At 44.8% G+C, this 23,705-nt stretch carries 21 protein-coding genes; 2 read left to right on the top strand and 19 right to left on the bottom strand.

What is annotated here, in order from left to right; genetic code table 11:
* Positions 1-138: 138 nt before the first annotated feature.
* The 8 genes from AC6CHU_RS01350 to AC6CHU_RS01315 all read right to left on the bottom strand — a co-directional run bounded on the left by AC6CHU_RS01350 (position 139) and on the right by AC6CHU_RS01315 (position 8,139).
* Positions 139-639: a EutP/PduV family microcompartment system protein gene (locus AC6CHU_RS01350; RefSeq protein WP_498119734.1), complete on the bottom strand. Its 501-nt coding sequence runs from the start codon at positions 637-639 to the stop codon at positions 139-141.
* Between the two features lie 13 nt (positions 640-652).
* Positions 653-994, bottom strand: a complete 342-nt coding sequence (eutS, locus tag AC6CHU_RS01345) for an ethanolamine utilization microcompartment protein EutS (RefSeq protein WP_048011266.1) — start codon at positions 992-994, stop codon at positions 653-655.
* A gap of 28 nt (positions 995-1,022) precedes the next feature.
* Positions 1,023-2,282, bottom strand: coding sequence for an ethanolamine utilization protein EutH (gene eutH / locus AC6CHU_RS01340; RefSeq protein WP_159866645.1), 1,260 nt, complete (start codon positions 2,280-2,282; stop codon positions 1,023-1,025).
* 181 nt (positions 2,283-2,463) lie between these two features.
* On the bottom strand, positions 2,464-3,036 hold the full coding sequence (locus tag AC6CHU_RS01335; protein ID WP_159866301.1) for an ANTAR domain-containing response regulator: 573 nt from the start codon (positions 3,034-3,036) through the stop codon (positions 2,464-2,466).
* A 2-nt stretch (positions 3,037-3,038) separates the two neighbouring features.
* Positions 3,039-4,463, bottom strand: a complete 1,425-nt coding sequence (locus AC6CHU_RS01330; protein WP_159866298.1) for a GAF domain-containing sensor histidine kinase — start codon at positions 4,461-4,463, stop codon at positions 3,039-3,041.
* A gap of 181 nt (positions 4,464-4,644) precedes the next feature.
* Positions 4,645-5,514 (bottom strand): ethanolamine ammonia-lyase subunit EutC, encoded by an 870-nt coding sequence (gene eutC, locus AC6CHU_RS01325; RefSeq protein WP_159866295.1) that lies wholly within the window; start codon positions 5,512-5,514, stop codon positions 4,645-4,647.
* Between the two features lie 17 nt (positions 5,515-5,531).
* The gene (locus tag AC6CHU_RS01320; protein ID WP_251283046.1) at positions 5,532-6,890 is read right to left on the bottom strand and encodes an ethanolamine ammonia-lyase subunit EutB; all 1,359 of its coding nucleotides are present in this window, start codon (positions 6,888-6,890) and stop codon (positions 5,532-5,534) included.
* Positions 6,891-7,104: 214 nt separating this feature from the next.
* Positions 7,105-8,139, bottom strand: coding sequence for a DmpA family aminopeptidase (locus AC6CHU_RS01315; RefSeq protein ID WP_251282948.1), 1,035 nt, complete (start codon positions 8,137-8,139; stop codon positions 7,105-7,107).
* 100 nt (positions 8,140-8,239) lie between these two features.
* Here AC6CHU_RS01315 and AC6CHU_RS01310 point away from each other — a divergent pair, with 100 nt between their 5' ends.
* Positions 8,240-9,424 carry an MFS transporter gene (locus tag AC6CHU_RS01310; RefSeq protein ID WP_251282947.1) on the top strand — a complete coding sequence of 395 codons (1,185 nt, stop codon included), beginning with the start codon at positions 8,240-8,242 and terminating at the stop codon, positions 9,422-9,424.
* Positions 9,425-10,453: 1,029 nt separating this feature from the next.
* On the opposite strand, the gene AC6CHU_RS01305 is transcribed toward AC6CHU_RS01310, so the two are convergent.
* From AC6CHU_RS01305 to AC6CHU_RS01255, 11 genes are all read right to left on the bottom strand, one after another.
* Entirely contained in the window at positions 10,454-11,239 is a 786-nt protein-coding gene (locus tag AC6CHU_RS01305; RefSeq protein ID WP_251282946.1) for an SDR family oxidoreductase, read from the bottom strand.
* A gap of 12 nt (positions 11,240-11,251) precedes the next feature.
* Positions 11,252-12,025, bottom strand: coding sequence for a class I SAM-dependent methyltransferase (locus AC6CHU_RS01300; protein ID WP_498119729.1), 774 nt, complete (start codon positions 12,023-12,025; stop codon positions 11,252-11,254).
* Between the two features lie 102 nt (positions 12,026-12,127).
* Complete coding sequence (locus AC6CHU_RS01295; protein ID WP_159866280.1) at positions 12,128-13,105, bottom strand: quinone oxidoreductase family protein; 978 nt, start codon at positions 13,103-13,105, stop codon at positions 12,128-12,130.
* Positions 13,106-13,123: 18 nt separating this feature from the next.
* Positions 13,124-14,899, bottom strand: a complete 1,776-nt coding sequence (locus AC6CHU_RS01290; protein WP_498119727.1) for an acyl-CoA dehydrogenase FadE — start codon at positions 14,897-14,899, stop codon at positions 13,124-13,126.
* Positions 14,900-14,919: 20 nt separating this feature from the next.
* Positions 14,920-15,993, bottom strand: coding sequence for a phosphotransferase family protein (locus tag AC6CHU_RS01285; protein ID WP_498119725.1), 1,074 nt, complete (start codon positions 15,991-15,993; stop codon positions 14,920-14,922).
* A 35-nt stretch (positions 15,994-16,028) separates the two neighbouring features.
* A complete protein-coding gene (locus tag AC6CHU_RS01280) occupies positions 16,029-16,430 on the bottom strand; it encodes an acyl-CoA thioesterase (RefSeq protein WP_159866271.1) in 402 nt (133 codons plus the stop codon).
* Between the two features lie 11 nt (positions 16,431-16,441).
* Positions 16,442-17,326 carry a 3-hydroxyacyl-CoA dehydrogenase family protein gene (locus tag AC6CHU_RS01275; protein ID WP_159866268.1) on the bottom strand — a complete coding sequence of 295 codons (885 nt, stop codon included), beginning with the start codon at positions 17,324-17,326 and terminating at the stop codon, positions 16,442-16,444.
* Positions 17,327-17,400: 74 nt separating this feature from the next.
* Complete coding sequence (locus AC6CHU_RS01270) at positions 17,401-17,964, bottom strand: TetR/AcrR family transcriptional regulator (RefSeq protein WP_159866265.1); 564 nt, start codon at positions 17,962-17,964, stop codon at positions 17,401-17,403.
* 52 nt (positions 17,965-18,016) lie between these two features.
* A complete protein-coding gene (locus AC6CHU_RS01265) occupies positions 18,017-19,630 on the bottom strand; it encodes a long-chain-fatty-acid--CoA ligase (RefSeq protein WP_498119722.1) in 1,614 nt (537 codons plus the stop codon).
* A 27-nt stretch (positions 19,631-19,657) separates the two neighbouring features.
* Positions 19,658-20,431, bottom strand: coding sequence for an SDR family oxidoreductase (locus AC6CHU_RS01260; protein ID WP_498119720.1), 774 nt, complete (start codon positions 20,429-20,431; stop codon positions 19,658-19,660).
* Between the two features lie 13 nt (positions 20,432-20,444).
* A complete protein-coding gene (locus tag AC6CHU_RS01255; protein WP_498119718.1) occupies positions 20,445-21,653 on the bottom strand; it encodes an acyl-CoA dehydrogenase in 1,209 nt (402 codons plus the stop codon).
* A gap of 343 nt (positions 21,654-21,996) precedes the next feature.
* Between AC6CHU_RS01255 and AC6CHU_RS01250 the strand changes: the two genes are divergently transcribed.
* Entirely contained in the window at positions 21,997-23,646 is a 1,650-nt protein-coding gene (locus AC6CHU_RS01250; RefSeq protein ID WP_498119716.1) for a M14 family metallopeptidase, read from the top strand.
* Positions 23,647-23,705 lie beyond the last annotated feature (59 nt).

The raw sequence follows: 23,705 nt of genomic DNA, 5'->3' as shown, positions 1-23,705 counted from the left end.
ACTGCATGAATTAAGGAAAATAAAAAAGGCACCCCATATGAGCAACCAATAATTGATTGTTCACATGAGGCGCCTTTGCCTGATCTATTATTTTGTATAATTAGAATATATTCTATTTTCTTCATTTTGTAAAGGGTTTCATTTGAAAATTACGACATCATCCGGCAAAGAATCTGCATAATCCTTCATTTCCTGAAAAGAATGGCATTTTACCAGGCCGCGTATTTCTTCTATTCCTTTTCCGGAAATAGAAGAGGAAATGACAATGGGTCCTTTTGGAACAGCATTTCTAAGCTGCCTGATTGCCGTATTTACATCCCCCTGGGCAGAATCGCTTTTTGTCACGACCCCTATTGGGAGCTTATTAAACCCGGTGCTGAAACCCGGCGGAAAAGTGGTTTTCCGTTTTGTACAATCCTGCACATATAAGACATGTGTCACTTCCAGTGCCGTAGCCATGATATTTTTATAGAAAAATGGATTTTCCGTGTATTCCCCCGGCGTATCCACAATCCAATCATAATAGTTCAGTGCCTGAGTTTTAACCGCCTCCGCTTTGCGGCCCAGAAGAGCATTTGTTAAAGTCGACTTTCCAGCCCCGATGGAACCGATCAGCATCGCTCTGTTCATATTGGACATTAAATACAGCTCCTTATGATTTAGTTATTTCCGAAGGAGTGTACCTCAGTGTTTCAGATAGAAAACGGTTGATTTCCTCCATGGCCATTTGCACAGCTGAAACGGTACCTACAATGACAAGGCTGCCTGTGAACCGGTCCAGGAAACCGATCTGCACGTCTGCAGCTTTTGTTGCGAGGTCTCCTGCAATGATAACCGTTTCACTTGGTGTCAGTGTTAAGATCCCTAACGCTCCTGCCTGCTGGATTCCCAGTTTTTCAAACATATCGGGATCAGGATTTGCGATTAAATGGCTGAGTGTTACTTGTTTTCCCGGTACAAATTCTTGAATAAATCGTTGTTTTTCTTCATTCATTGCTTTGGCCTCCCCAGGTGACTGCTGCTTATATTGCTTTTTTTACTTTATCTTCTTTCGGTAAATATTCATCTTTTCCGATAATGCCGGCTTCACGGTCCTTTTTCTCCAATTCCAGAGCCTTAGGCACTGAAAGCCAGTATGCTAAACCAATTCCAATGATCCCTGCAGAAATTTTACCGGCTATAATTGGAAGGATGAGTGTTGGCTGAAAATTTGCTGTAAACGATAAATGGTCACCAAGCAGGAAGGCCGCACAGACAGCAAAAGAAATATTAATGACTTTATCTTTAGGCGGCATGGTTCTGACCAATTTAAACATGGCCAGGATGTTGGCGATCGTGGCAACTATTCCCGCGCTGCCTTCCTTGCTTAATCCCACTTTTCGGCCAAGAGACTCGAGCGGGCCTCCGGCATACTTTTGAAGAAGATAAACCATTGGAAATGCCCCTGCCAGCATAATGCCAATATATCCTGCAGTCTCAAGTGCCCGGAACTGATCTTCTGCATCTGCCATGATTGGATGGAAGCCCCAGCTTCCAAAGACAGTTGTGAATAATCCGGTGAAAATTTCCACGATTGAAAAGACTAAAACCAGCTTAATGCCCGCATCCAAAATGCGTCCAAACCACATGAACCCGTTGATCATTAAATCCGGAAGGAAATATAACCCCAGTGCAATCAGTACAACAAAGATTAAGAGCGGACTTAAATTCAGCAATATTTGTCCCAAACCGAGTGCGAACTGATATTTAGCCTCTCCGGATGTGGAAATGAAATCCCTGAAACTTGAGCTTGAAACCGCAATAATCACACTTGAAATGAAAGCGCCAATTGGAATCGTCAGAACGCCTGACATTACACCAAGAGCCATATATTTATGGTCTCTCTTATCAAGCATAGCCAGGCCCATCGGGATGGAGAAAACAATCGTTGCTCCCGCCATAAAACCGACTATCATCGCCATTATCCAGCCTTCCTGTGTCTGCTTTAACACTTCAGCTAACTGGTAGCCACCCATATCGGTTGCCAATATGGCAGTGGCAGCTATGGCTGGATCTGCCCCGATGGCAGCAAAAAAAGGACCGCAGACCCTATCGATAAACCATGATAAAAACGGAATGGAAGCCATTATGCCGGCAGCCGGAACAAAAATATGGCCAACAGCATGAAGCCCCTCCATAAATTGCTTTCCTAATCCCTCATCACTGTTGCGGATGGCAGCAAAGGCACCTGCTACCGCACAAGCCATGATAATGTAAATCACAATCTTACCCACCATTTCCATCATAAATCCCTCCCTAAAAAGTTTTATATGTTAACGGAATCATGCAGCCTCTTTACAAGAAAAATAGGATAAGATAGCAGCTTGATAGTAAAAGATTAAGTAAAAAGACAAAAAGGTGCCGTACGTCAGCTTTTGTCTGACGCATGGCACCCTTGCCTGTCCTATCCACTTGTTAAAGATGTTATGCGTTATATTTTACAATGATACGCTTTGCCACATTTTCCAGTGTAACCTGTTTATTCATGCTGATCTTTCGCATTCTTCGAAAAGCATCTTCTTCAGGCAAGTTAAACTTTTGCATTAAAATGCCTTTTGCTTTTTCAACTATCTTTCTTTCATTTAATTTCTGGTTCATGGTTTCCACTTGTTCCCGAATGGCATTTGCGTTCTCTGCCTGCCTGAGCGCAATCTCTACCGCAGGAATCAGACTGGCTTCATTAACAGGCTTAACAAGATAGCCGAGTATATTAGCCTGTTTGGCTTTATCAATATATTCCCGCTGGCTGTATGCTGTAAGGATCAGGATTGGTGTATTGATTTTATTGGATATGATTTCACTTGCTTTTAACCCATTCAAATTTGGCATCTTAATATCCATAAGGATTAAATCAGGCTTTAATTTAAAGGCAAGCTCGACCGCTCTTTCACCATCACCAGCCTCAGCAACCACTTCATAGCCAGCATCCTTTAGCATCAGGCTTAAGTCCATGCGGACAATGGATTCATCCTCCACAACCATAATTCTTTTTTTCACAGCTATTCCACCTTCCTTTCAAAGGGAAATTGCACAGCAGCAATGGTCCCTGTTTCAGCCCGTTCGATAAAAAAATGACCGGATAGATCATGCTCGATCATCATTTTCACAATATCTAAGCCTAGAGAAGGTTTTGCCTCCGGGGAATACCCTTCACCATTATCAATGACCTCAACCTTAACTTCATCATTGGAATAATCGAAACAAACCTCGATTTTCCCTTCATGCATTTGTTTAAATGCGTGCTTTACACAATTTTGGATAAGCTCATTGATGACCAGAGACAGGGAGACAGCTTTTTCCGAGTCGATTAAAAGCCTTGGGCCCCTGTACTGTATATGTATTTTTTTCTGCTCATGCTTTGCTTCATACACCAGCATATTTCCAATTTTCTCTATTAAACTGTAAATATCCACTTCATCCACACCAGAGCTTGAGAGAATGATCTCATATACTGAAGCAATGCTTGAGATGCGGTTCAGACTTTCCACGAAATGCACCTTGCTCTCTTCCGGAACACCCCTTCTCATCTGAAGCCTTAAAAGGCTGGCAACAGTCTGCAGGTTATTTTTAACACGGTGATGGATTTCCCTTATGGCCACGGATTTAACAGCAATCTCTCTTTCCTTTTCCCTGAGCTCTGTCAGATCTTTAAGGATGATGAAGGTTCCATTCGACTTTCCTTCTACCTGGAGACTAATTTTTTTCACACGGAAAACCTTCTTCATCATTTTCAATTCTTTAACAAGAAGCTCTTCCGGATCGTTTAGTATCTGTTGTATACATGGTAAGCAATCAATAAGAGGAGTACCGGGCCTGATGCCTGCCTTCCCAATTTCGTGAATGAGATTCGTAGCCGATGGATTGTTATAAACTACCTTATTTTCATGATCAATAAAGAACAATGCTTCCTCAATCACCTCTGGAATAATCGGCCGATCCTCTGCCATCCCAATGAGTATCCCGCTTAACGTTTTTGTCGCTTCTGATAACGCTTCCAATTCCCGCTGACGCTGGAGCTTCTCACTGATGTCCTTTTCCATAATCAGTGCTCCTATGACCCGGTCCTGTGATCCCATAATCGGCACAACACTTTGTTCAACGGTCTTGCCTTCCTGTGTCAGTGCACGGTTGAGAAACATATTTTTCCCGGTCCTCAGGGTATACATAACGGCGGGTTCAAACGCTTCGTATGCGAACTTGCCTGCAACTGGCTTCTGATAAACAGATTTAGCTGTGCTTGGTGCAGCTTCAGCCAGCACAATCGCATGTTTTCCTTCTTTCGTAAGGCAGTCTACAAAAACATTTGCCTGGTTCAGGTCCGCGATCAATGAAAGATTGGCAGAGACCTCTTTAATCCTTTCAACATCCATTTTTGAAAGACTGGTATGGAGAGTGCATAACTCTTCTACTGAGAAGTTTGGCATGTGCTGAGATCTCCCAATCATTTATTAAAAGTGTCAGAATATATAAAAATATTAAAGGGAATGCAGAAGAATGTCAATATTGTTTTCAATAGTTCAATAGGAAGTTTGGCACATATATGGAATTCAACTGGATAATGGAAAAGGCAGCTGGAAAAAATGGATATCCTGCTGCCTTCCTGAATTAATGAAGCTTTGCTAATTTTACGCCGCTTGCCTTTTGTTTTAATATGGTCTCTATTAAATCAGCCAGATGCGCACCCGCCTCCACAGGAGGGACCCCTCCCTCATGAATATTGCTGATAACCGTGCGATCTGCTTCGACAGTATTTTCACCGGGCTTGTATATCAGGTAGGCACTAATGCTTTTTGCGGTTGCCAATCCTGGCCTTTCACCAATTAGTGAAATAACACAATCACAATTGACAATGGAAGCTACATCGTCCTGAATCCAAACTCTGCTCCGCTTTATAAAAACAGGATCACCAATGGTAATATTCTTCGATTGTAAGCCCTGTACAAGCGCAGGCAGCAGATCTCCTATATTTGCCTCAATGCCGGTTGAACTCAGGCCATCCGATACAATGATTTGAACCTGTCTATTCTTCGGAAGATTTTCGTCAGCCCATTTTCTGGAGGTTTCATTCAGTCGCCTTCCGCTGTCCAAATCCATTAAGTATTGATCCATCGTTTCAGCTTTTGATTGAAGCACTGGCAGCTTTAATTCCTTCAGCAAATCCTCGGGAACGTCTTTGAAAACAGCATCCTGCGCTGCCGCATGATCTATTCTGAAATCAAGGTAATTCCTTGTTTTCATTCGGGTTCCTGTCCTTCCAATCCCAATTCTTGCTGGAGTGATGGATTGAACCTTCTCGATCTCTTCTCGACTGACAGGCTGATCTACACCTATTTGTTTGACCATTTCATAAACAATATGTCGTCCTTTTGCATTCTCCGTTTTTATTTCAAGATTTTCTGGACTAGTTCCAATTTTTAATTGTCCTTCTGTCTTCAGCTCCTCTATTACCTGTTTGACTATTGCTTGAATATCCATAATATAGCCCCCCTTCTTTATTCAAAAATGGATAGATCTCCCGCTCGTTCGGTCAATTTTCCATTTTCCATGATGCCCATCTTTTCCAGCCAAATCTCAAATTCACGCAGCGGGCGGAGCCCAAGCATCTCTCTTAAACTTGCATCATCATGATAGCTGGTATCTTGATAACTTAACATGACATCATCGCCTCCAGGGACGCCCATATAAAAGTTTGCTCCGGCTAACGCAGTTAACATCCCGGCGATTTCCTGGTCATTTTGATCTGCCTGCATATGGTTGGTATAAGTAGGTGCAATCCCCATTGGGAGTCCATGCATTTTCCCCATAAAAAGGTCTTCTAAATCTGCGCGGATCACTTGTTTCCCGTCGTAGATCGTCTCAGGCCCGATGAAGCCGGAAACATTATTAACCATAAAGGGCTTCCAATGACGGGCATAGCCATATGTACGTGCTTCGAGTGTCTGCATATCAATGCCAAGATGGGCATCCAGTGAGACTTCAGATCCCTGCCCAGTTTCGAAATAAAGCTGATTAGGCCCAGTGGATGTCCCTTGCTTAGCCATCAGATAAAAGGCTTCATCCAGGATTTCTTTTGAAACCCCAAAATCATCATTTGCTGCCTGTGTACCTGCAAGACTTTGGAACATTAGTGCAATAGGAGCGCCTTTTTTGAGTGCTTGCATCTGTGTTGTAATATGGGCAAGCACACAGTTTTGTGTTGGTATTTCCCATTTTTGTATAAAATCATGAGTCATGTGAAGAATTCTCGAGACAGATTCAACAGAATCATTGTTAGGGTTCACCCCAATAACAGCATCACCAGATCCATAGGAAAGTCCCTCTTTCATTGATGCAAGTATACCATCGGGATTGTCAATGGGATGATTGGGCTGGCACCTGAATGCCAGGCGTCCAGCCTCGCCTATCGTTGTATTGCAATGAGCTGTCGGCCGGATTTTCTGTGAAGCCATCACCAAATCCATGCTCGACATCAGCTTTGCTGCAGCTGAAATCATTTCGCTCGTCAGCCCTTTGCTGATTCTGAATAAATCCGAGGTGCTTGTTTGGTGGGACAAAATATATTCCCTTAATTCACCAACAGACCAGTTTGATATTTCTTTGTAAATAAATAGATTGAGATCGTCATAGATTACACGGGTAACTTCATCCGTATCATATGCAATTACCGGATTCTCATAAATTTCCTTTAGTGACAGTTCACTCAACACCACTTTAGCAGCCATTCGTTCAAGTGAAGATTCTGCAGCAATACCCGCCATTTTATCCCCTGATTTTTCCTCACTGGCTTTTGCTAAAACATCCGCAATAGAACGGAATTGATATGTTTCATTTTTTATAGTGATCGTATACATAAATAGCCTCCCTTTTAAGTCTATGGAGCCGGCCAGCAGCAAATTTCGTTCCTGGTAAGCGATTACATCACGCTCCATGCAAAAAGGCGCCTTAACAGTATAAGCCATAAATCAGCTTATCTATTAAGGCGCCTTCACCTGTTATTTTCACTTGTCCAAATTATATCAACAAATTGACTGAAAAGATAGACTTTTTAAACTGAAAATAAATGTCTTATGAAAACATCCCCTCCACTACTCGCCCCTTTCTCCCTTTTGTGGTCTTTGCCTGTGAAAGCGAATTCAGAATCGCTTCCTCCGCCGCCTCGGCGGCACCTTGAAAAAGCTGATTCAAAATTGGATGATCATCTCTGATAAAATGGGCAGTTTCCACGATTTTGCTGCTTTCATGAAGGATTTTGTTAGCGGTGGAGAATGCTATTACAATGTCACCGCTGCCGTTGCTGAAATGGCTCCCTGTCCTTCCGAGGCCTATGCCGCATCTCTTCGCGAGCCTTTTCAGCTGCCTGTCACTTACTGGCGCATTTGTAGCGAGGATGATCATGATCGAACCATCAGGTGTGTCCTTTGTGTTCGAAGGAATATCTGACAGTCCATATTTATTGAAAGGAAATTCGTCTTGATTGCCAAAATTAGAGACAACTAAACATCCGATATGATATTCGGTTGTGCTTTGGTCCTCCGTGAATACCCGTGAAGAAGCACCAACACCGCCTTTATAACCAAAACACACCATGCCTCTGCCAGCTCCAACTGCACCTTCTTCCACTATATCCGGCTTAGCATTTTGGATGGCTGATATGGCATGTTCCGGTTTTACAGGGAGTGTGCGAATGGAATTCAAATACCCGTCATTGCATTCTCCTGTCACGATATTTACGGTTCCAGTTGTGTCGCCAATTTCAGGAGTGATATTGAGCAAGTATTCCAGAGTCCCCTGTGTAACTGCCGGCACTCCAAATGTATTAGTCAGCATAATCGGCGATTCAATCACACCCAGTTCTTCCATCTGCACCAGACCTGTCGTTTTTCCAAAGCCATTTATGACATAGCAGGCTGCCGGGACCTTTTCACGAAATAGATTACCTCCATGCGGCAAAACAGCGGTTACGCCAGTACAGACATATTGGTCATCCAGCGGATAGTCCAACGTGACTTGCCCGACCATAACTCCATCAATATCTGTAATACAATTCTTTTTTCCAGGTCTCAGTGTTCCAATTGTGATTCCTCTTTCTCTAATCTTCATGTGGCTGCTCCTTTAAAATAGAATTTCCATTTGTTATCCTTTATAATAATAAAATATTTAGATTGCCTAATCATTTTACAGCACTGTTGGGAGGTATATTATGGCTGATGCTTTAACAGGAAAAGCAAAAACACAGACTGCAGTTTCTGAAAAGATTTGGTCCAGGGATTTTGTCCTGATCTTGATGTCCAACTTTTTTATTTTTCTCGGATTTCAAATGACCTTGCCCACGATTCCTCTTTTTGTGGAAGAGTTGGGCGGAAATGACCAGCTGATCGGGATAGTAGTTGGGATCTTTACATTTTCTGCTCTGTTATTGCGCCCCTATGCAGGTCATACACTGGAGACGAGGGGCAGGCGGTTTGTCTATTTAACAGGCCTTGCTATTTTCGTGCTCTCAGTTGGTTCATTCGGTTTTATTAATAGTTTAATCTTTTTATTTGTGTTAAGGATTATCCAGGGTTTTGGCTGGGGCTTCTCAACTACAGCCTCGGGAACCATTGCCACTGATTTAATCCCTGCTAAGCGTCGCGGTGAAGGAATGGGATACTTTGGGCTTTCCGGGAACATTGCCCTGGCATTCGGCCCTACCCTCGGACTTGCGCTCGCCGGAGTTATCTCGTTCAAACTTTTATTTTTAATTTGTGCCCTGATGGGTTTAGCCGCACTGGTACTTTCTTCGAGGATCAACTACAAGCAGGCTGAAAAACAAGCGGTTCCCTTAAAGCGGTGGGATATCTATGAAAAAAGTGCTTTAAGACCTTCTTTTCTTTTGTTTTTCATCACCGTAACCTTCGGTGGCATCGCATCATTTCTACCTATATATTCTGCCCAAAAAGGGATAGGCGGCATCCACTGGTACTTCCTGCTGTTTGCCATAGCTCTAATGATTTCGCGGACTTTCGCAGGCAGGTTATATGATCAAAGAGGCCATCAGGCTGTCTTTTTACCAGGAGCAGTGCTGATTTTGGCTGCGATGTTCCTGCTGGCGTGGCTTCCAAGCAGCATGATTATGTACATAGCTGCCATATTCTATGGACTCGGATTCGGATCCGTTCAGCCCGCCCTTCAGGCCTGGTCTGTAAGAGAAGCGCCTGTCAATCGTCGCGGGATGGCCAACGCCACGTTCTTCTCCTTCTTTGACCTGGGGGTTGGAATTGGGGCCATCGTGTTCGGGCAAATCGCTCATTTATTTGGGTATAGCACGATTTATTTGACTGCGGCCGGATCCGTTGTGATTTCCATTCTTCTGTATATCTGGATTGTGATGACAAAACGCGGTTAATCAGAAAGACGATTTTCCAGGGAGATGTGGAAAATCGTCTTTTTTGAATTGAGTTTTTCAGCAGGTGCAATTGGTTTGACTTTGTTTCCGGGATTTTTTCGGTATATACCCGAAGTTAGTCAGGGTTCTGACTCTGATCTGCGGTTTCTTGCACTTTGTGTCTGAATTTGGCCCGGGTTCTGACTCTGTTCTGCGGTTTCCTGCTTTTTGTGTCCGAAGTGGATCCAAGTTCCGACTCTAAACCGCAGTTTCCTGCTTTTTGTGCCGAAGTGGATCCAAGTTCCGACTCTAAACCGCGGTTTCCTGCTTTTTGTGTCCGAAGTGGATTCAAGTTCCGACTCTAAACCGCGGTTTCCTGCTCTTTGTGTCCGAAGTTGACCTAAGTTCCGACTCTAAACCGCAGTTTCCTGCTTTTTGTGTCCGAAGTGGATCCAAGTTCCGACTCTAAACCGCGGTTTCCTGCTCTTTGTGTCCGAAGTGGATCCGAGTTCCGACTCTAAACCGCGGTTTCCTGCTTTTTGTGCCGAAGTAGATCCGAGTTCCGACTCTAAACCGCGGTTTCCTGCTTTTTGTGTCCGAAGTTGACCTAAGTTCCGACTCTAAACCGCAGTTTCCTGCTTTTTGTGTCCGAAGTGGATCCGAGTTCCGACTCTAAACCGCAGTTTCCTGCTCTTTGTGTCCGAAGTTGACCTAAGTTCCGACTCTAAACCGCGGTTTCCTGCTCTTTGTGTCCGAAGTTGATCCAAGTTCCGACTCTAAACCGCAGTTTCCTGCTTTTTGTGCCGAAGTGGATCCAAGTTCCGACACAAAACCGCAGTTTCCTGCTTTTTGTGTCCGAAGTGGATCCAAGTTCCGACTCTAAACCGCGGTTTCCTGCTCTTTGTGTCCGAAGTTGACCTAAGTTCCGACTCTAAACCGCGGTTTCCTGCTCTTTGTGTCCGAAGTGGATCCGAGTTCCGACTCTAAACCGCAGTTTCCTGCTTTCTATGTCCGAAGTTAATCCATATGGCCCTATCCCAACTCCCCGTCCTATAAAGCTTGCACCATCCCCCCATCCACTAAAATCGAGCTGCCAGTCACGTAGCTGCTGGCATCGGAAGCAAGGAAGGTGACAACATTCGCAAATTCTTCCGGAGTACCGTATCGGCGAAGCGGAATTTTGCTTTTGGCTCTTTCTGACACTTCCTCCTTCGAGATTTTTTCCCTGTCTGCCGTATGCTGATCCAGGTAATCAACCCGGTCAGTCGCGATTCTTCCCGGTGCGACTGTGTTGATTAAAATATTGTAATCTGCCAATTCCGCTGATAGTGTTTTGGTCATCCCGACAATTCCCAGCCGGAAGGTATTGGACAGGAGCAGTCCCGGGATCGGCTGTTTTATGCTTGAAGATGCTATATTGATGATCCTGCCGCCATTTTTCTTTAATTCAGGAAGGGCTTCACGGATCAGCCTGACATGGCTTAATAGATTCAGCTGAAACGCTTTTTCCCAATCTTCATCTGTTAAGGTTTCAAATGTTCCCCCTGGAGGCCCTCCGGCATTATTGATTAATATATCAATTCCCCCAAGAGTTTCGGCCGTATGCTGAATCAGTTTTTTTATATCCGCAGAATCCGTAACATCTGCACGGCAATACTCAACATCAGCATTAAATTGTTCTCGGAATTCCTGTTGAACGCTCTTCAGTTTTGCTTCGTCCCTGCTTGTAATCATGACCTTGGCGCCTTCTTTTGCCAGCTGTGCAGCTACTGCTTTTCCTAGGCCCTGGCTTGAAGCCACGACAAGCGCTTTTTTATTTTTCAGGTTTAAATCCATTATCAATTCCTCCTATTGTTTTACGCAAAGGGCCATCCATTCATCCACTCTAAAGGATTGGACCTTGCCTTCTTGTAGTTCAATTTGAAAATATTCCACAGCAGCCTGATCAGCCTTCAGAATAAATTCTTCAACTGCCCTGATCTGTTTATCACTTTCAGCTGTCCGTCTCACCCAGGAGGGAAACTCGAAGGTTTTCTTCCTGTTCTTTGTTACGGCTTCATTCATTCCGGATTCCGTAAACAGCCCTCTCCACTCTGACACAGACAGGCACCGGCAATGACTATCGTCCCGCAGTTTCTCTACTGTGTTCATATAATCTGCCAGCTCTTTTTCTTCGGGTGATACATTGTCAACTAACAGAAAGCGTCCTCTCGGTTTTAAAACTCTGCCTGCTTCGGCAATGAATTTTTGCGGATGGGGAAAATGGTGGGGCGCAATCCGGCAGGTGACAGCATCAAAGGATTCATCCAGAAAGGGCAGGTCTTCCGCATCGGCAACGATAAACGTAATATTTTTATAGTTTTTCAGATGGCGAGCAGTATTCTCAAGCATTTCTTTTGTCAAATCCGCTGCGAAGACCTGGGAAACATAGGGTGCCAGACTTTTAGCGACATGTCCGCCGCCGGTGGCAATATCCAGTACCACCCAGTCCTTTTGCGGATTCAGGGTTTGCACAAGCTGGTCTAATTCAGTGGTATCTCCATGAATTTTGCTTGTTACATATTTTTCTGCATTTTTGCCGAATGTATTTTGCACCTTTTTCTTTATCTCTTCTTTTTCCAATTGAAATCACCACCAATATTATTAATGTTCGATACATATCCCTTTAATCCTGTCAGTTTAATAGAAAAAAAGCCTGCCACTTGATGATGGCAGGCTTCCCTATTATCTTGAAGGCACAAGAATCAACTTTCCTATTGTTTGCCTCGACTGCATTCGTTCATGAACCTTGGCAGCGTCCTCAAGAGGATGAACCTCACCAATGGTCAGCTTCAGCTTCCCTTGGGCTGTGTAAGATAATAATTCCTTCAAGCTCGGCTGCAGCAGCTCAGGCTTTCTCATAATTTGAGGCAGGAAGAATCCGATGACTGATTGGTTCCGCCCCATTAAGGAAGAAGGGTAAAATCGGCTCTGCTCTCCGCTTGCAACCCCATAGATAACTAGGCGGCCAAAGGTGGCAAGGCATTTCAGGGTTTTATTAAAAATTTCACCGCCTGCCATTTCGAGCGCCACATTTACTCCTTTTCCGCCTGTAGCATCTAGCACTTCCTTTTCCCAGCCTTCATTTGTGTAGTTGACAAGGACATCTGCCCCCATTTCTTTTGCAAGCTGGAGTTTTTCATCTGTGCTCGCTGTAGCAATAACTGTTCCGGAGCCGAATAATTTGGCGAGCTGAACGGCAAGTGTTCCTACTCCTCCTGCGGCTGCATGGACAAGAACGCTTTCTCCTGCTTCAATCCGGCCCATCGTTTTTAAAATATGATAGGCGCTCAGTCCTTGAAGGGGGAGTGCCGCAGCAAGCTGGAAATCAAGTCCTTCCGGCAGGGGAATCAGACCTCTTTCATCAGCCGTGACATACTCCGAATAGCCGCCTGATTCTATTAAGGTCACCACTCTGGTGCCAACCGGGATACTCGCTTCTTCCCCTGCTGCCGCAACAACACCCGCCACCTCTGCACCAGGAATGAACGGCAGGGGTGTCGGCACCACATATTGCCCTTCTCTTCTTGCGGTATCGGCATAGTTCACACCGATGGCATGCACCTCGATTAATACTTCCCGCCCAGTCGGCTGCGGACGATCCAGTTCGATCAAGTCAAGGACTTCAGGTCCCCCATATTCTTTGAATTGAATGGCTTTCATTTTCAAACACTCCTTTTTCTAGCAGCAATATTCGCCTTTTTTATTAATGAGATCTGCGATTCTCCGGTTCCTCGCACTTTCTTTCCCAAAGCTGCTGAACCTGCTGCATTCCCGGATCACTAATTCGGTCAGCACTTCCCTCTTCTCATCTGCAGCCAATTCTGTCACCAGCTTTCGGGATAGCCTTTCAGCTTTCCAAATGGCTCCTTCGAGAAAAGTCCTTGTCAGCCCAATTTTCAATTCTTCCTTTTCTTCTCCATTTTTCAGAATGCCTTTGTATGTCCGATATACAGCAGATTCAGCTGCATACAGGCTAATGGCGAGATCAGCAAGCTTCATTAAGGCTTCCTGTTCATGAACAAGGGTGCTGCCAAATTCTTCATAAGCAAGTCCGGCATTCAGAAGGAATAGGTTTCTGATTGTATCAACCGCTGCTCTCTCTTTCTCGAAAATCGCCGGGCCGATTGGTTCCGGATTGCTGAGCTGAACAATCGCTTCCTCCACTCGCGCGGCTAAATTGAGTTCACCCTTCAGCGCTTTTCGGAAAAGATGTGTAGGAATGAGCAGTCTATTAATCTCATTGGTTCCCTCAAAAATACGGTTAATGCGGGAATCGCGATACATTTGTTCCACACCGTATTCCTTGATATATCCCGCTCCGCCATGAAGCTGCAAGGCTTCATCTGCCGTATAATCCAGCGTCTCAGAGCCAAACACCTTACAAATCGCACATTCAGTGGCATATTCACTCATTCTTTTTCCAATAAGCTTTAAATCAGATGAGTCGTATAAGTCTCCCAGTGATTCTTCCAGCAGGCTGGCAGTCCGGTACTGCAAGGATTCAGCCGCATAAATTCTGGCTGCCATCTTCGCTGTTTTTTCCTTTGTTGCAGGGAAATATGCGATTGATTTTCCAAATTGCTTTCTTTCCCCTGTAAACTGGACGGCTTTCTTCAATCCGGATTTTGCTGCACCCATGCACGCTGACCCTAAATTGAAGAGGCCCAAATTTAAGACACTCAATGCAATGATATGGCCTTTACCCACTTCCCCAAGCAAATTTTCCGCAGGTACAGGACAATCTTCAAGAATGACCGATCGCGTTGAAGACCCTTTGATTCCCATCTTATTTTCTTCCGGGCCAAGGGATAGACCTGGTGTGTCCCGTTCGACGATAAAGGCTGTAAAATGCTGGCCGTCCACCTTCGCATAAACAATGAATGTATCAGAAAATACCGCGTTCGTAATATAAACTTTGGTGCCATTCAAAATATAATGGGTTCCTTCTTCATTTAAAACAGCCGCAGTCTGAGAGGATAGGGCATCAGATCCTGCGTTCGGTTCTGTCAGGCAGTATGCGCCAATGTATTCCCCTGCTGCAAGTTTTGGCAAATATTTATCTTTTTGCTCAGGCGTTCCAAAGTAAGTGACCGGCAGGGTTGCTATGCAGGTATGGTTCGAATGGGCTACTCCATATCCTCCTGACGAGGCAATATTTTCACCAACAATTCCTTTGCTGATTTTATCGAGGCCCAGACCGCCATATTTCTCGGGAATGCTATGAGCAAGCAGGCCAAGATTGCCTGCTTTCTTCAGTAAATCTGTAACCAGTTCAAAATTCTGGCTTTCAATCTCGTCCTTTACAGGGTGAACCATTTTTTCCGTAAATTGTTTAGCCGTTCTTCCGATTAAGATATGCTCATCTGTGAAGTCCTCCGGGGTGAAAAGTCTGTCAGGATTCAGCTTTGTGAACAAAAAGCCTGCACCAGTATTGGCTGTATTTACTTTTTCCATTTTCGGATTCACTCTCTTTCTTAAATTTTCTCATCTGCAGCCTGGACAGCATGCTGCAGGAGGACATTCACAAATTGATTGAACTGTGAAAAGCGCGGATCAGATGTCTGTCCTTTTCGAAAGCGGTAATAAATTTGCTGGCAAATGACAGCAAGCTTGAAGTAAGCAAATGTTAAATAAAAATTCATGCTGCAAAGATCACGTCCGGTCTTATTAGCATAGGCCTCCATAAATTCTCTGCGGGAGTAAAATCCCTTTAAAATAGTTACCGGCGGTTTTCCTAAACCAAACTTGAGCATTTCGGGATCGTCTTCCTGAATCCAATAGCTCATCGCAGCGCCAAGGTCAGCCAGCGGATCGCCCACTGTAGCCATCTCCCAATCGAACAGGCCCGTCATTTCTGTTAAATCCTTATTAAACATCGCATTGTTCAATTTGTAATCATAATGGATGACGGCTGGCTCAGGGCTTACCGGGATATAGCGAATCAGCCAGTTTTTCAGCTGATCCGCATCATTAATAAGATCCGTCCTTGCACGCTCGAAACGGCCAATCCAGCCGTTCACCTGTCTTTCCATAAATCCATTGGGATTGCTGATAGCTGCTAAACCGGTCTTTTTATAGTCAATAGAATGAAGTTCAGCCAGCTTATCTGTCATAAGCTGAGAGAGTCTCCTGCAAACATCCTCATCAGGTTCCATATCTTCAGGGAAGGAAGTATCAATAACAACCCCATGCCGCCTTTCCATTATGAAAAATGGCGCCCCGATGATTTCTCTTCTATTTGTGAATAGTAGAGGCTTTGGAGCTTCCCTGAAAAAGGGATGAATCTCTGAAATCACTTTGAACTCCCTCTCCATGTCATGAGCTTTCGGTGCGACCGGACCAAGCGGCGGCCTGCGGAGCACAGCCTCCCAATCTCCTATTCTCAACTGATACGTCAAATTGGAGTGACCGGCATGGAACTGCAGGATCTCGAGCGGCTCATTTGGAAGATTCCCGATTTCGCTCCGCAGGAATTTATCCAATTCTGCTGTGTTCAATTGTTCTCCTATTCTGACGGGAATGGTATCCTTGAACATTTGCTTCGGCATGTGGCCCTCCTTTTTTATTGGAAAATTCCGATTTTTTATGTTTCTATTAGGTTTTGCTTTAGACTTTCACGAAGAAGATCAGGTATTACAGCACTTTCCTGTTCCACGAAATCAAAATAGACAATAATGGCGTTCCCTTTGGCAAGGAGATTTCCCGTCTGGGTGCAGACAATTTCATGATCGAGCTGAAAGCTTTTGCTGCCAATCCTTGATACCCAGGTTTTCACCGTAAGGATTTGGTTAAAATATCCCTGGCTTAAAAAGTCGCACTTTGTGGAGGCCAGGATAAAGCTCCAGTTTTTCACATCCATGCTGTAGCCGAGTGTGTTGAAATATTTCACCCTTGCTTCTTCGAGATAGATAAAATAACTGGTATTATTGATATGGCCAAGTGCATCCGTCTCGCAAAACCTGACTGTTACCTGCATTTCATGCATGATGTCACCCCTTATCTCCTCACCTTATTGGAAGGATATTCGTACCATCCCTTGCCTGTTTTTCTTCCTAATTCTCCCTTTTTTACTTTTTCGGCCACACAGTCGAATGGCTTATCACCAGGATCTCCTGTCTCGCGATAGCGCTGATCCATTACATAATAGGCTACATCCAGTCCGGATAAATCCATGAGCTCAAATGGGCCGATCGGGTGGTTCAAGGCTTTCCGGCAAATGATATCGATATCTTTATAGTCTGCGATGCCCTGTTCATACAGAGCCACTGCCTCTTTTTGTAGCGCACCAAGTATGCGGTTTGCGACAAAGCCGGAAATTTCTTTTTTGAGCAGGACGGCAGTTCTATTAATCTTTTCACAGACTTCCATCGCCATTTGTGCCGTTTCCTCTGACGTCTGTTCACTCATCACGACTTCCACACAATCCATCACCAGAGGCGGGAAGAAGAAATGCATATTCACGACCTTATCAGGCCGCTCCGTCTCACCAGCTATTAAACTATTGACGATGGTTGAACTATTGGTTGCAAAAATGGCATGTGGAGGAGCATGCTGCTCTAATTTCCTGAAAACCTCTTTCTTTATATCAAGCTTTTCCGTTACGGCTTCAATGATCAAATCGGCTTTGGCTGCACTTTCCTTAAGGCTCCTGGAAAAGCGCAGCCTATTAAAAGCAGCGGCTTTCGCATCTTCCGCAAGTTTTCCCTTTATAACCCATTTAGACATAATCGTCTGGAGCTTTGCTTCTGCATCGTGCAATGCGCCTTCGCTTAAATCCTGAATAATAGTTTCATAGCCTCCCAGTGCACAGAGCATCCCGATCTGGTGGCCCATCTGCCCTGCACCGATAACGGTAATTTGCTTAATATCATTTGCATTCATGTTATCTCCTCCTTATACTGACCAGTTGGTATGATAAAGGTAAGAAGAGGCCTCTTGACCTTCTCTCTGGATATCTAAATTTCTATCCCCTTTAAAATCATTTCCGTAAAGATCTCGGCCACTTCCTTATCAGATATGCTACCCTCCGGATTGAACCATTGGTAGCTCCAATTGGTGATGCCTAAGATCCCAAAGGCGATAATCGGAGAGTTGAGGTTTGCACGAAACTCTCCGTTTTGCTTGCCTTCTTCTATTAATTTTTCAATGTTCAGTCTGAATTGGTCTCTTTTTGGGATGATTTCCGATAGGCTTTCTTGACTAAGGTTGCGCATCTCCCGAAAGAAGACTTTTGCGCTGGCGCCCTGGGTTTTAATATTGCCCAGCAGCATTTGAACAATCGCCAGGAGTTTGTCTTTGCTGGATTTTGACTCATCACTGAGGATTTTGTGCTGATTGGCGAGCATGTCATCTATATAGCGAATATGGATGTCCATGAGAAGTTCTTCTTTACTGGAAAAATAGTAATAAAAGGTTCCTTTCGTCACACCGAGGCTGTCGACAATATCCTGAATCGATGTCTCGCTGAATCCCTTTTGATCAAATAGCTGGATGCTTTTTTCTGTAATTTTTTCTTTCAATGTCAGTCCCCGCTTCTCTGTTAGAAAATATCGACAGCATTATACCATATAACTATTGATTCAGGACTTCATCCCGCAATGCTCTCCGCAGGATTTTTCCTACATTGGTCTTTGGAAGCTCAGAACGGAATTCCACTGCTGACGGGATTTTATAGGCTGCCAGGTTCTGCCTGCAGTAGGAAATGATTTCATCTGCCGAAGCTGTTTGGCCGGCTTTCAGCACGACGAAAGCTTTTACCGTTTCACCCCGGTAGGCATCCGGGACGCCAATAACTACAGCCTCCTGGACAGCCGGATGCTCATAGAGCACTTCCTCAATATCACGCGGATAAATATTATAGCCTCCTGCAATGATCAGATCCTTTTTGCGGTCGACGATATATAAAAAACCGTCTTCATCCATTTTGGCAATATCACCGGTGTAGAGCCATCCTTCCCGTAAGGTGACGGCTGTCTCTTCAGGCATATTCCAATACCCTTTCATAATTTGCGGACCCTTGATGATAACCTCACCCAGTTCTCCATTCGGAACCTCTTCAGTTCCTGTGGCCAGATCGACTACTTTATAATCGGTTGAAGGAAAGCCGATTCCGACGCTCCCAGGCTTTCTTTCTGAAAAAGGCGGATTGCAGTGTGTAACTGGTGAAGCCTCCGATAAACCATAGCCTTCGAGAATTTTGGCACCCGTCTTTTTTTCAAAATCACGCAGAAGTTCAACAGGCATGGGCGCGCTGCCGCTATTGCAGGTTTCAATGCTGTCAATGCCAAATTCCTCTGCACGGGGATGATTCGTTATGGCCACATACATGGTCGGGACACCCGGAAAGACAGAAGGCTGCTCATTTTTGATGGTATCCAGCACTTCCTCCAAATCAAAGCGGGGCAAAAGTATCGATTCATTCGCTGTATAGATCGCAAAGTTCATGCAGGCTGTCATGCCGAATACGTGGAACAGCGGAATGACGGTTAAAAACTTCTCACCGCCTATTTCCGTCCTTTCTTTAAAAAATTCATAAGATTGGATTACATTAGCAAGAATATTGAAATGTGTCAGCATGGCTCCTTTCGATCGGCCGGTTGTGCCGCCGGTGTATTGAAGGACTGCAATATCCTGCTGGGGATCAATGCTGACTGGAGTGAATTGTCCATTGCCTTCCTGTAAGAAGTCTTCGAATGATTTGTCCTGTGAAAAATCGGCTTCTGTCGGCTGCAGACTGACTACAACGATTTTTCTGATCGTTGTTCTGCCTTGAACCGTCTTAACTCGCGGATATAGGGCATCAAACACGACAAGGGTTTCGGCACCTGAGTCATTCATAATATGCTCAAGCTCCCGTTCAACCAGCATCGGGTTCACTTGAGTAACAATCGCCCCTGCCGCAAGGATTCCATAATATGCAATCACATATTGAGGACAATTGGGCAGCATAATGGCCACACGGTCGCCTTTTTGAACACCATTTTTCTGCAGGGATGCAGCAAATCCATATACGGCTTTATGCAGCTCTGCGTAATTCATCTTTTGGCCATAAAAAGATAGAGCATTATTTTGCGGATACATCGCTGTCACTTCCTGAAGCATTTCAGGCATCGATTTAACCGGAATGGTTACTTCGGCTGCAATTAAATCAGGATATCGGGAATGCCAGGTTTTCTTCTCGCTCATCATAATCCCCTCCAAAATTTGCTCATTTTACATGGCATGTGTTCCGCCATCCACAATTAATACATCTCCCGTTACATAGTTGGAAGCATTGGAAGCCAGGAACAATGCAGCCCCTTTCAGATCATCCTCAGAACCGAAGCGTCTGAGCGGTGTTGACGCAAGGATCGGGTCCCTACCCTGCTCCATAATCGCCGATGACATTTTAGTAGGAAAAAAGCCAGGCGCAATGGCGTTCACATTGATGCCATATCTCCCCCATTTGACAGCCAGGTCCTTTGTCATCGTGATGACAGCCCCTTTGCTGGTGTTATAGCCGATTGTATCCATCACACGGGGGTCAGTGCCTCCAAGTCCGGCAACAGAAGCAATATTGATGATTTTTCCTGAGCCTTGCCCGATCATGACTTTGCCGGCAGCCTGGCTCATTAGAAATGTTCCTGTCACGTTTACATTGACTACCTTTTGCCAGGCTTCAAGCGGCATCTCCTCGGCGGGAGCTCCCCATGTGGCCCCGCTGTTGTTAACCAAAATATCAATACTTCCGAATTCCCTAACTGTTTCTTCGACCGCTTTCAGGACATCTTCCTGTTTGCTGATATCACAAGGAAGAGCTAATGTTTTCACACCAAGGGCTGCAAGGCGGTCAGCCGTTTCCTGGCAGGCCTCCACTTTTCTGGAACAGAGCACAATATTTGCCCCTGCTTCTGCAAAGCCTTCGGCAATCTGGGCACCCAGCCCCCGCCCTCCTCCAGTAATCAGTGCCGTTTTTCCGGTAAGGTCAAAGAGTTCCAACACCTTCATGATTTTTCAGCTCCTATTGGTATTTTTTCAATTCCAGCTTTGCAATCTGTGCCCGGTGGACTTCATCTGGCCCGTCTGCCAATCTCAGCGTTCTGGCATTTGCCCACAATGCCGCAAGCGGTACATCCTCCGAGACTCCTGCTGCTCCAAAAGCCTGGATTGCCCGGTCAATCACCTTAAGTGCCATGGATGGGGCTACAACTTTGATCATAGCAATCTCGGTTTTCGCCGCTTTATTTCCGGCTGTATCCATCATATGGGCCGCTTTAAGCGTTAAAAGCCTGGCCTGCTCAATCTCAATTCGCGAATCTGCAATCCATTCCTGTATGACTCCCTGAGCGGAAAGCGGTTTTCCAAAGGCAACCCGATTTTGAACACGCTTACATAACTCTTCAAGCGCACGCTCTGCTGCCCCGATCAGCCTCATGCAATGATGGATCCGTCCCGGCCCGAGCCTCCCCTGTGCAATGGCAAACCCTTTTCCTTCACCCCAAATGATGTTATCAGCGGGAACTCTGACATTATCGTATGTAATTTCCGCATGGCCATGGGGAGCGTGATCATAGCCGAACACCGGAAGCATCCTCTCTATTTTCACTCCCGGAGTATCCAGCGGAACGAGGATCATCGATTGCTGCTCATGGCGGCTGGCGGCTGGATCGGTTTTTCCCATAACAATCGCAATTCGGCATCGAGGATCGCCTGCGCCGGAGGACCACCATTTCCGTCCATTAATGACATACTCAGCACCCTGCTTTTCAATCCGCGCTTCGATATTTGTGGCATCAGAAGAGGCTGCATCCGGCTCTGTCATCGAAAAGCAGGATCGGATTTCTCCTTCTAGAAGCGGCTTTAACCACGCATTTTTCTGCTGTTCGGTGCCGTATCTTGCAAGCACTTCCATGTTGCCGGTATCAGGTGCATTGCAATTGAAGATTTCCGGCGCGATCATGGAACGCCCCATAATCTCGCAAAGCGGCGCATACTCCACATTAGTGAGGCCTGCGCCATAGTCGCTTTCCGGTAAAAAAAGATTCCACAATCCAGCTTCCTTCGCTTTGTTTTTCAAGCTTTCCATAATCGGCGGAATGGCACTCCAGCGGGATTCCTGGGCATTCAATTGCTGTTCATAAAATGCTTCATTTGGATAAACGTTTTCTTCCATAAATACATTTAATTTTTCGATGAGCTCCTGTACCTTTGGTGAGTATGTGAAATCCAAATACCTGTCCTCCTTCACTAACTGACCGGTCGGTATGTTACAAGTTTAGTATAAACAATCTCGAAAATTAATCAACTTATTTTCAGAAAATTTATAAATTTCTTCTTTTACTCCCCCACCGAAAGCACTGTTTTTAGGGAGAAAGAAGGTAGGGAATATTTGCTAGTTACACGTTCTTCTATTTCGTTCTTCGAAATATTTTAGAACTAATCACCTACACTAACTTTTATTAATAGAAATTTAATTTTAAACTCCGCATTTTATACTATTCTAAATCTTTTGACACTAAAAACTCTATTAATCTATTATAGGTTTTAAATGAGAAGAGGAGGAAAGTTAACCAATGAAAAAACTAGTAAAAAAACGCACGATCCCGGTCATTCTGTCAGCTGCCTTACTGGCTGCACCTGCCGTCCAGGCTGAAACTCCCTACTACGGGAAAACATACAGCCAGCCTGAACAGGTCAGACACCTATTCACTGCCATTGAAGTAAAGGATAATACTCCTGCTTTTGCCAGAGAGGGCGAAGCATTCACTTCTCAGGAAGAAATGATGTCATACATAAAACAGCTTGAAGCGAAAAGCCCATTCCTCACTGTGAAAACGATCGGAACATCTCAGGAAGGCCGTGACATACCAGCCCTTTATTTCACAAAGGACAAGAAGATCAAACCGGGCTATTTATCCAAAAAGCCGATTGTATGGGTTCAGAGCCAGATCCATGGCAACGAGCCAGCCAGCGGTGAATCCATCCTTGCTTTGGCAAATAGACTTACAGGGGATTTAGGCAAAGAGATTCTGGATGATATCAATGTGATCGTCATTCCAAGGGTGAATCCTGATGGTTCTTTTGATTTTAAAAGACAGCTTGCCAACGGACTTGACGGTAACCGTGATCATATCAAGCTTGAATCACCTGAGGTTCAGGCCATACATGATGAATTCAATAAATATTCACCTGAAGTCGTTATTGATGCTCATGAATATTCTGTGTACAGCAGCGCTTTCGACCAGGTAGGCGAACAGGGTGCATTGAAGTATCACGATATTTTGATCCAGTCTGGCCGAAACCTCAATATCCCTGAAAAAATCCGACAAACATCTGATAGTTTATTCGTCGAACCTGCCATGGAAGAGCTTGAAAGTAAAGGCATCTCCGCGGAAATCTACTATACAGCCGGCCTGGATGACCAGGGTGAAATTGAGATTATTGAAGGCTCCACTGAACCAAGGATTGGCCGCAATTCATTCGGGCTGCAGCCAGCATTCTCCTTCCTCGTAGAAAGCAGAGGCATTGGCATCGGCCGTGAAGATTTCGAGCGCAGAGTGAACGCCCAAATTGCTACTCATGAGAGCATTTTGAAGCAGACAGCCAGCCATGCAAGACAAATCAAAAATCTGGTCGCATTTGAAAGATTGAATCTGATCAAAAAGGGCTTGCTGCCAAATGACAATGATCCGATCATCATTGATAGTGAAAACAAAGAATTAGAGAATGAAACACTGGAAATGGTAGACATCGCAACCGGCACGGTTCAGGATATCCCTGTTAACTACTTAAGTGCTACCGATGCAGAGCCTACTTTGGTAAGGGATAGACCTACTGCTTATTTAATAAAGCCGGGTCATGAGGACATCGCGGAAAAATTAAAGGCACAAGGAATACAGGGCTTTAAGCTTCCGAAAAATGTCAAGCTTCCTGCTGAAGGCTTTACAGTAACTTCTAAGGAAGGTGCAGGGAAATATGAAGGCAGAGAGCTTGTAGAAGTTGAAACCGAGCTGACGAAGAAGGACATTACGTTCCCAAAAGGCAGCTATGTATTTTTAACAGCTCAGCCTCAAACCAATCTGCTTTCCCTCTCGCTCGAGCCTGAGTCCGTAGACAGTTACACGACATTCGGCTACATCCCTTCTGAAGTCGGGCAGGAATTGCCGGTTTACCGATTTACAATTGATCCAAAGAAATCTAACATGAAACCTTTCTTAAAATAACGCGATTCTAAAAAGAATAGGACTGAGCATACCAATTAACATATTAATTGGTGTGCTTT

The sequence above is a fragment of the Cytobacillus sp. GQ23 genome (assembly GCF_059758675.1).
The sequence above is the reverse complement of the archived record's forward strand: the minus strand, read 5'-3'. Positions and strand labels throughout refer to the sequence as shown.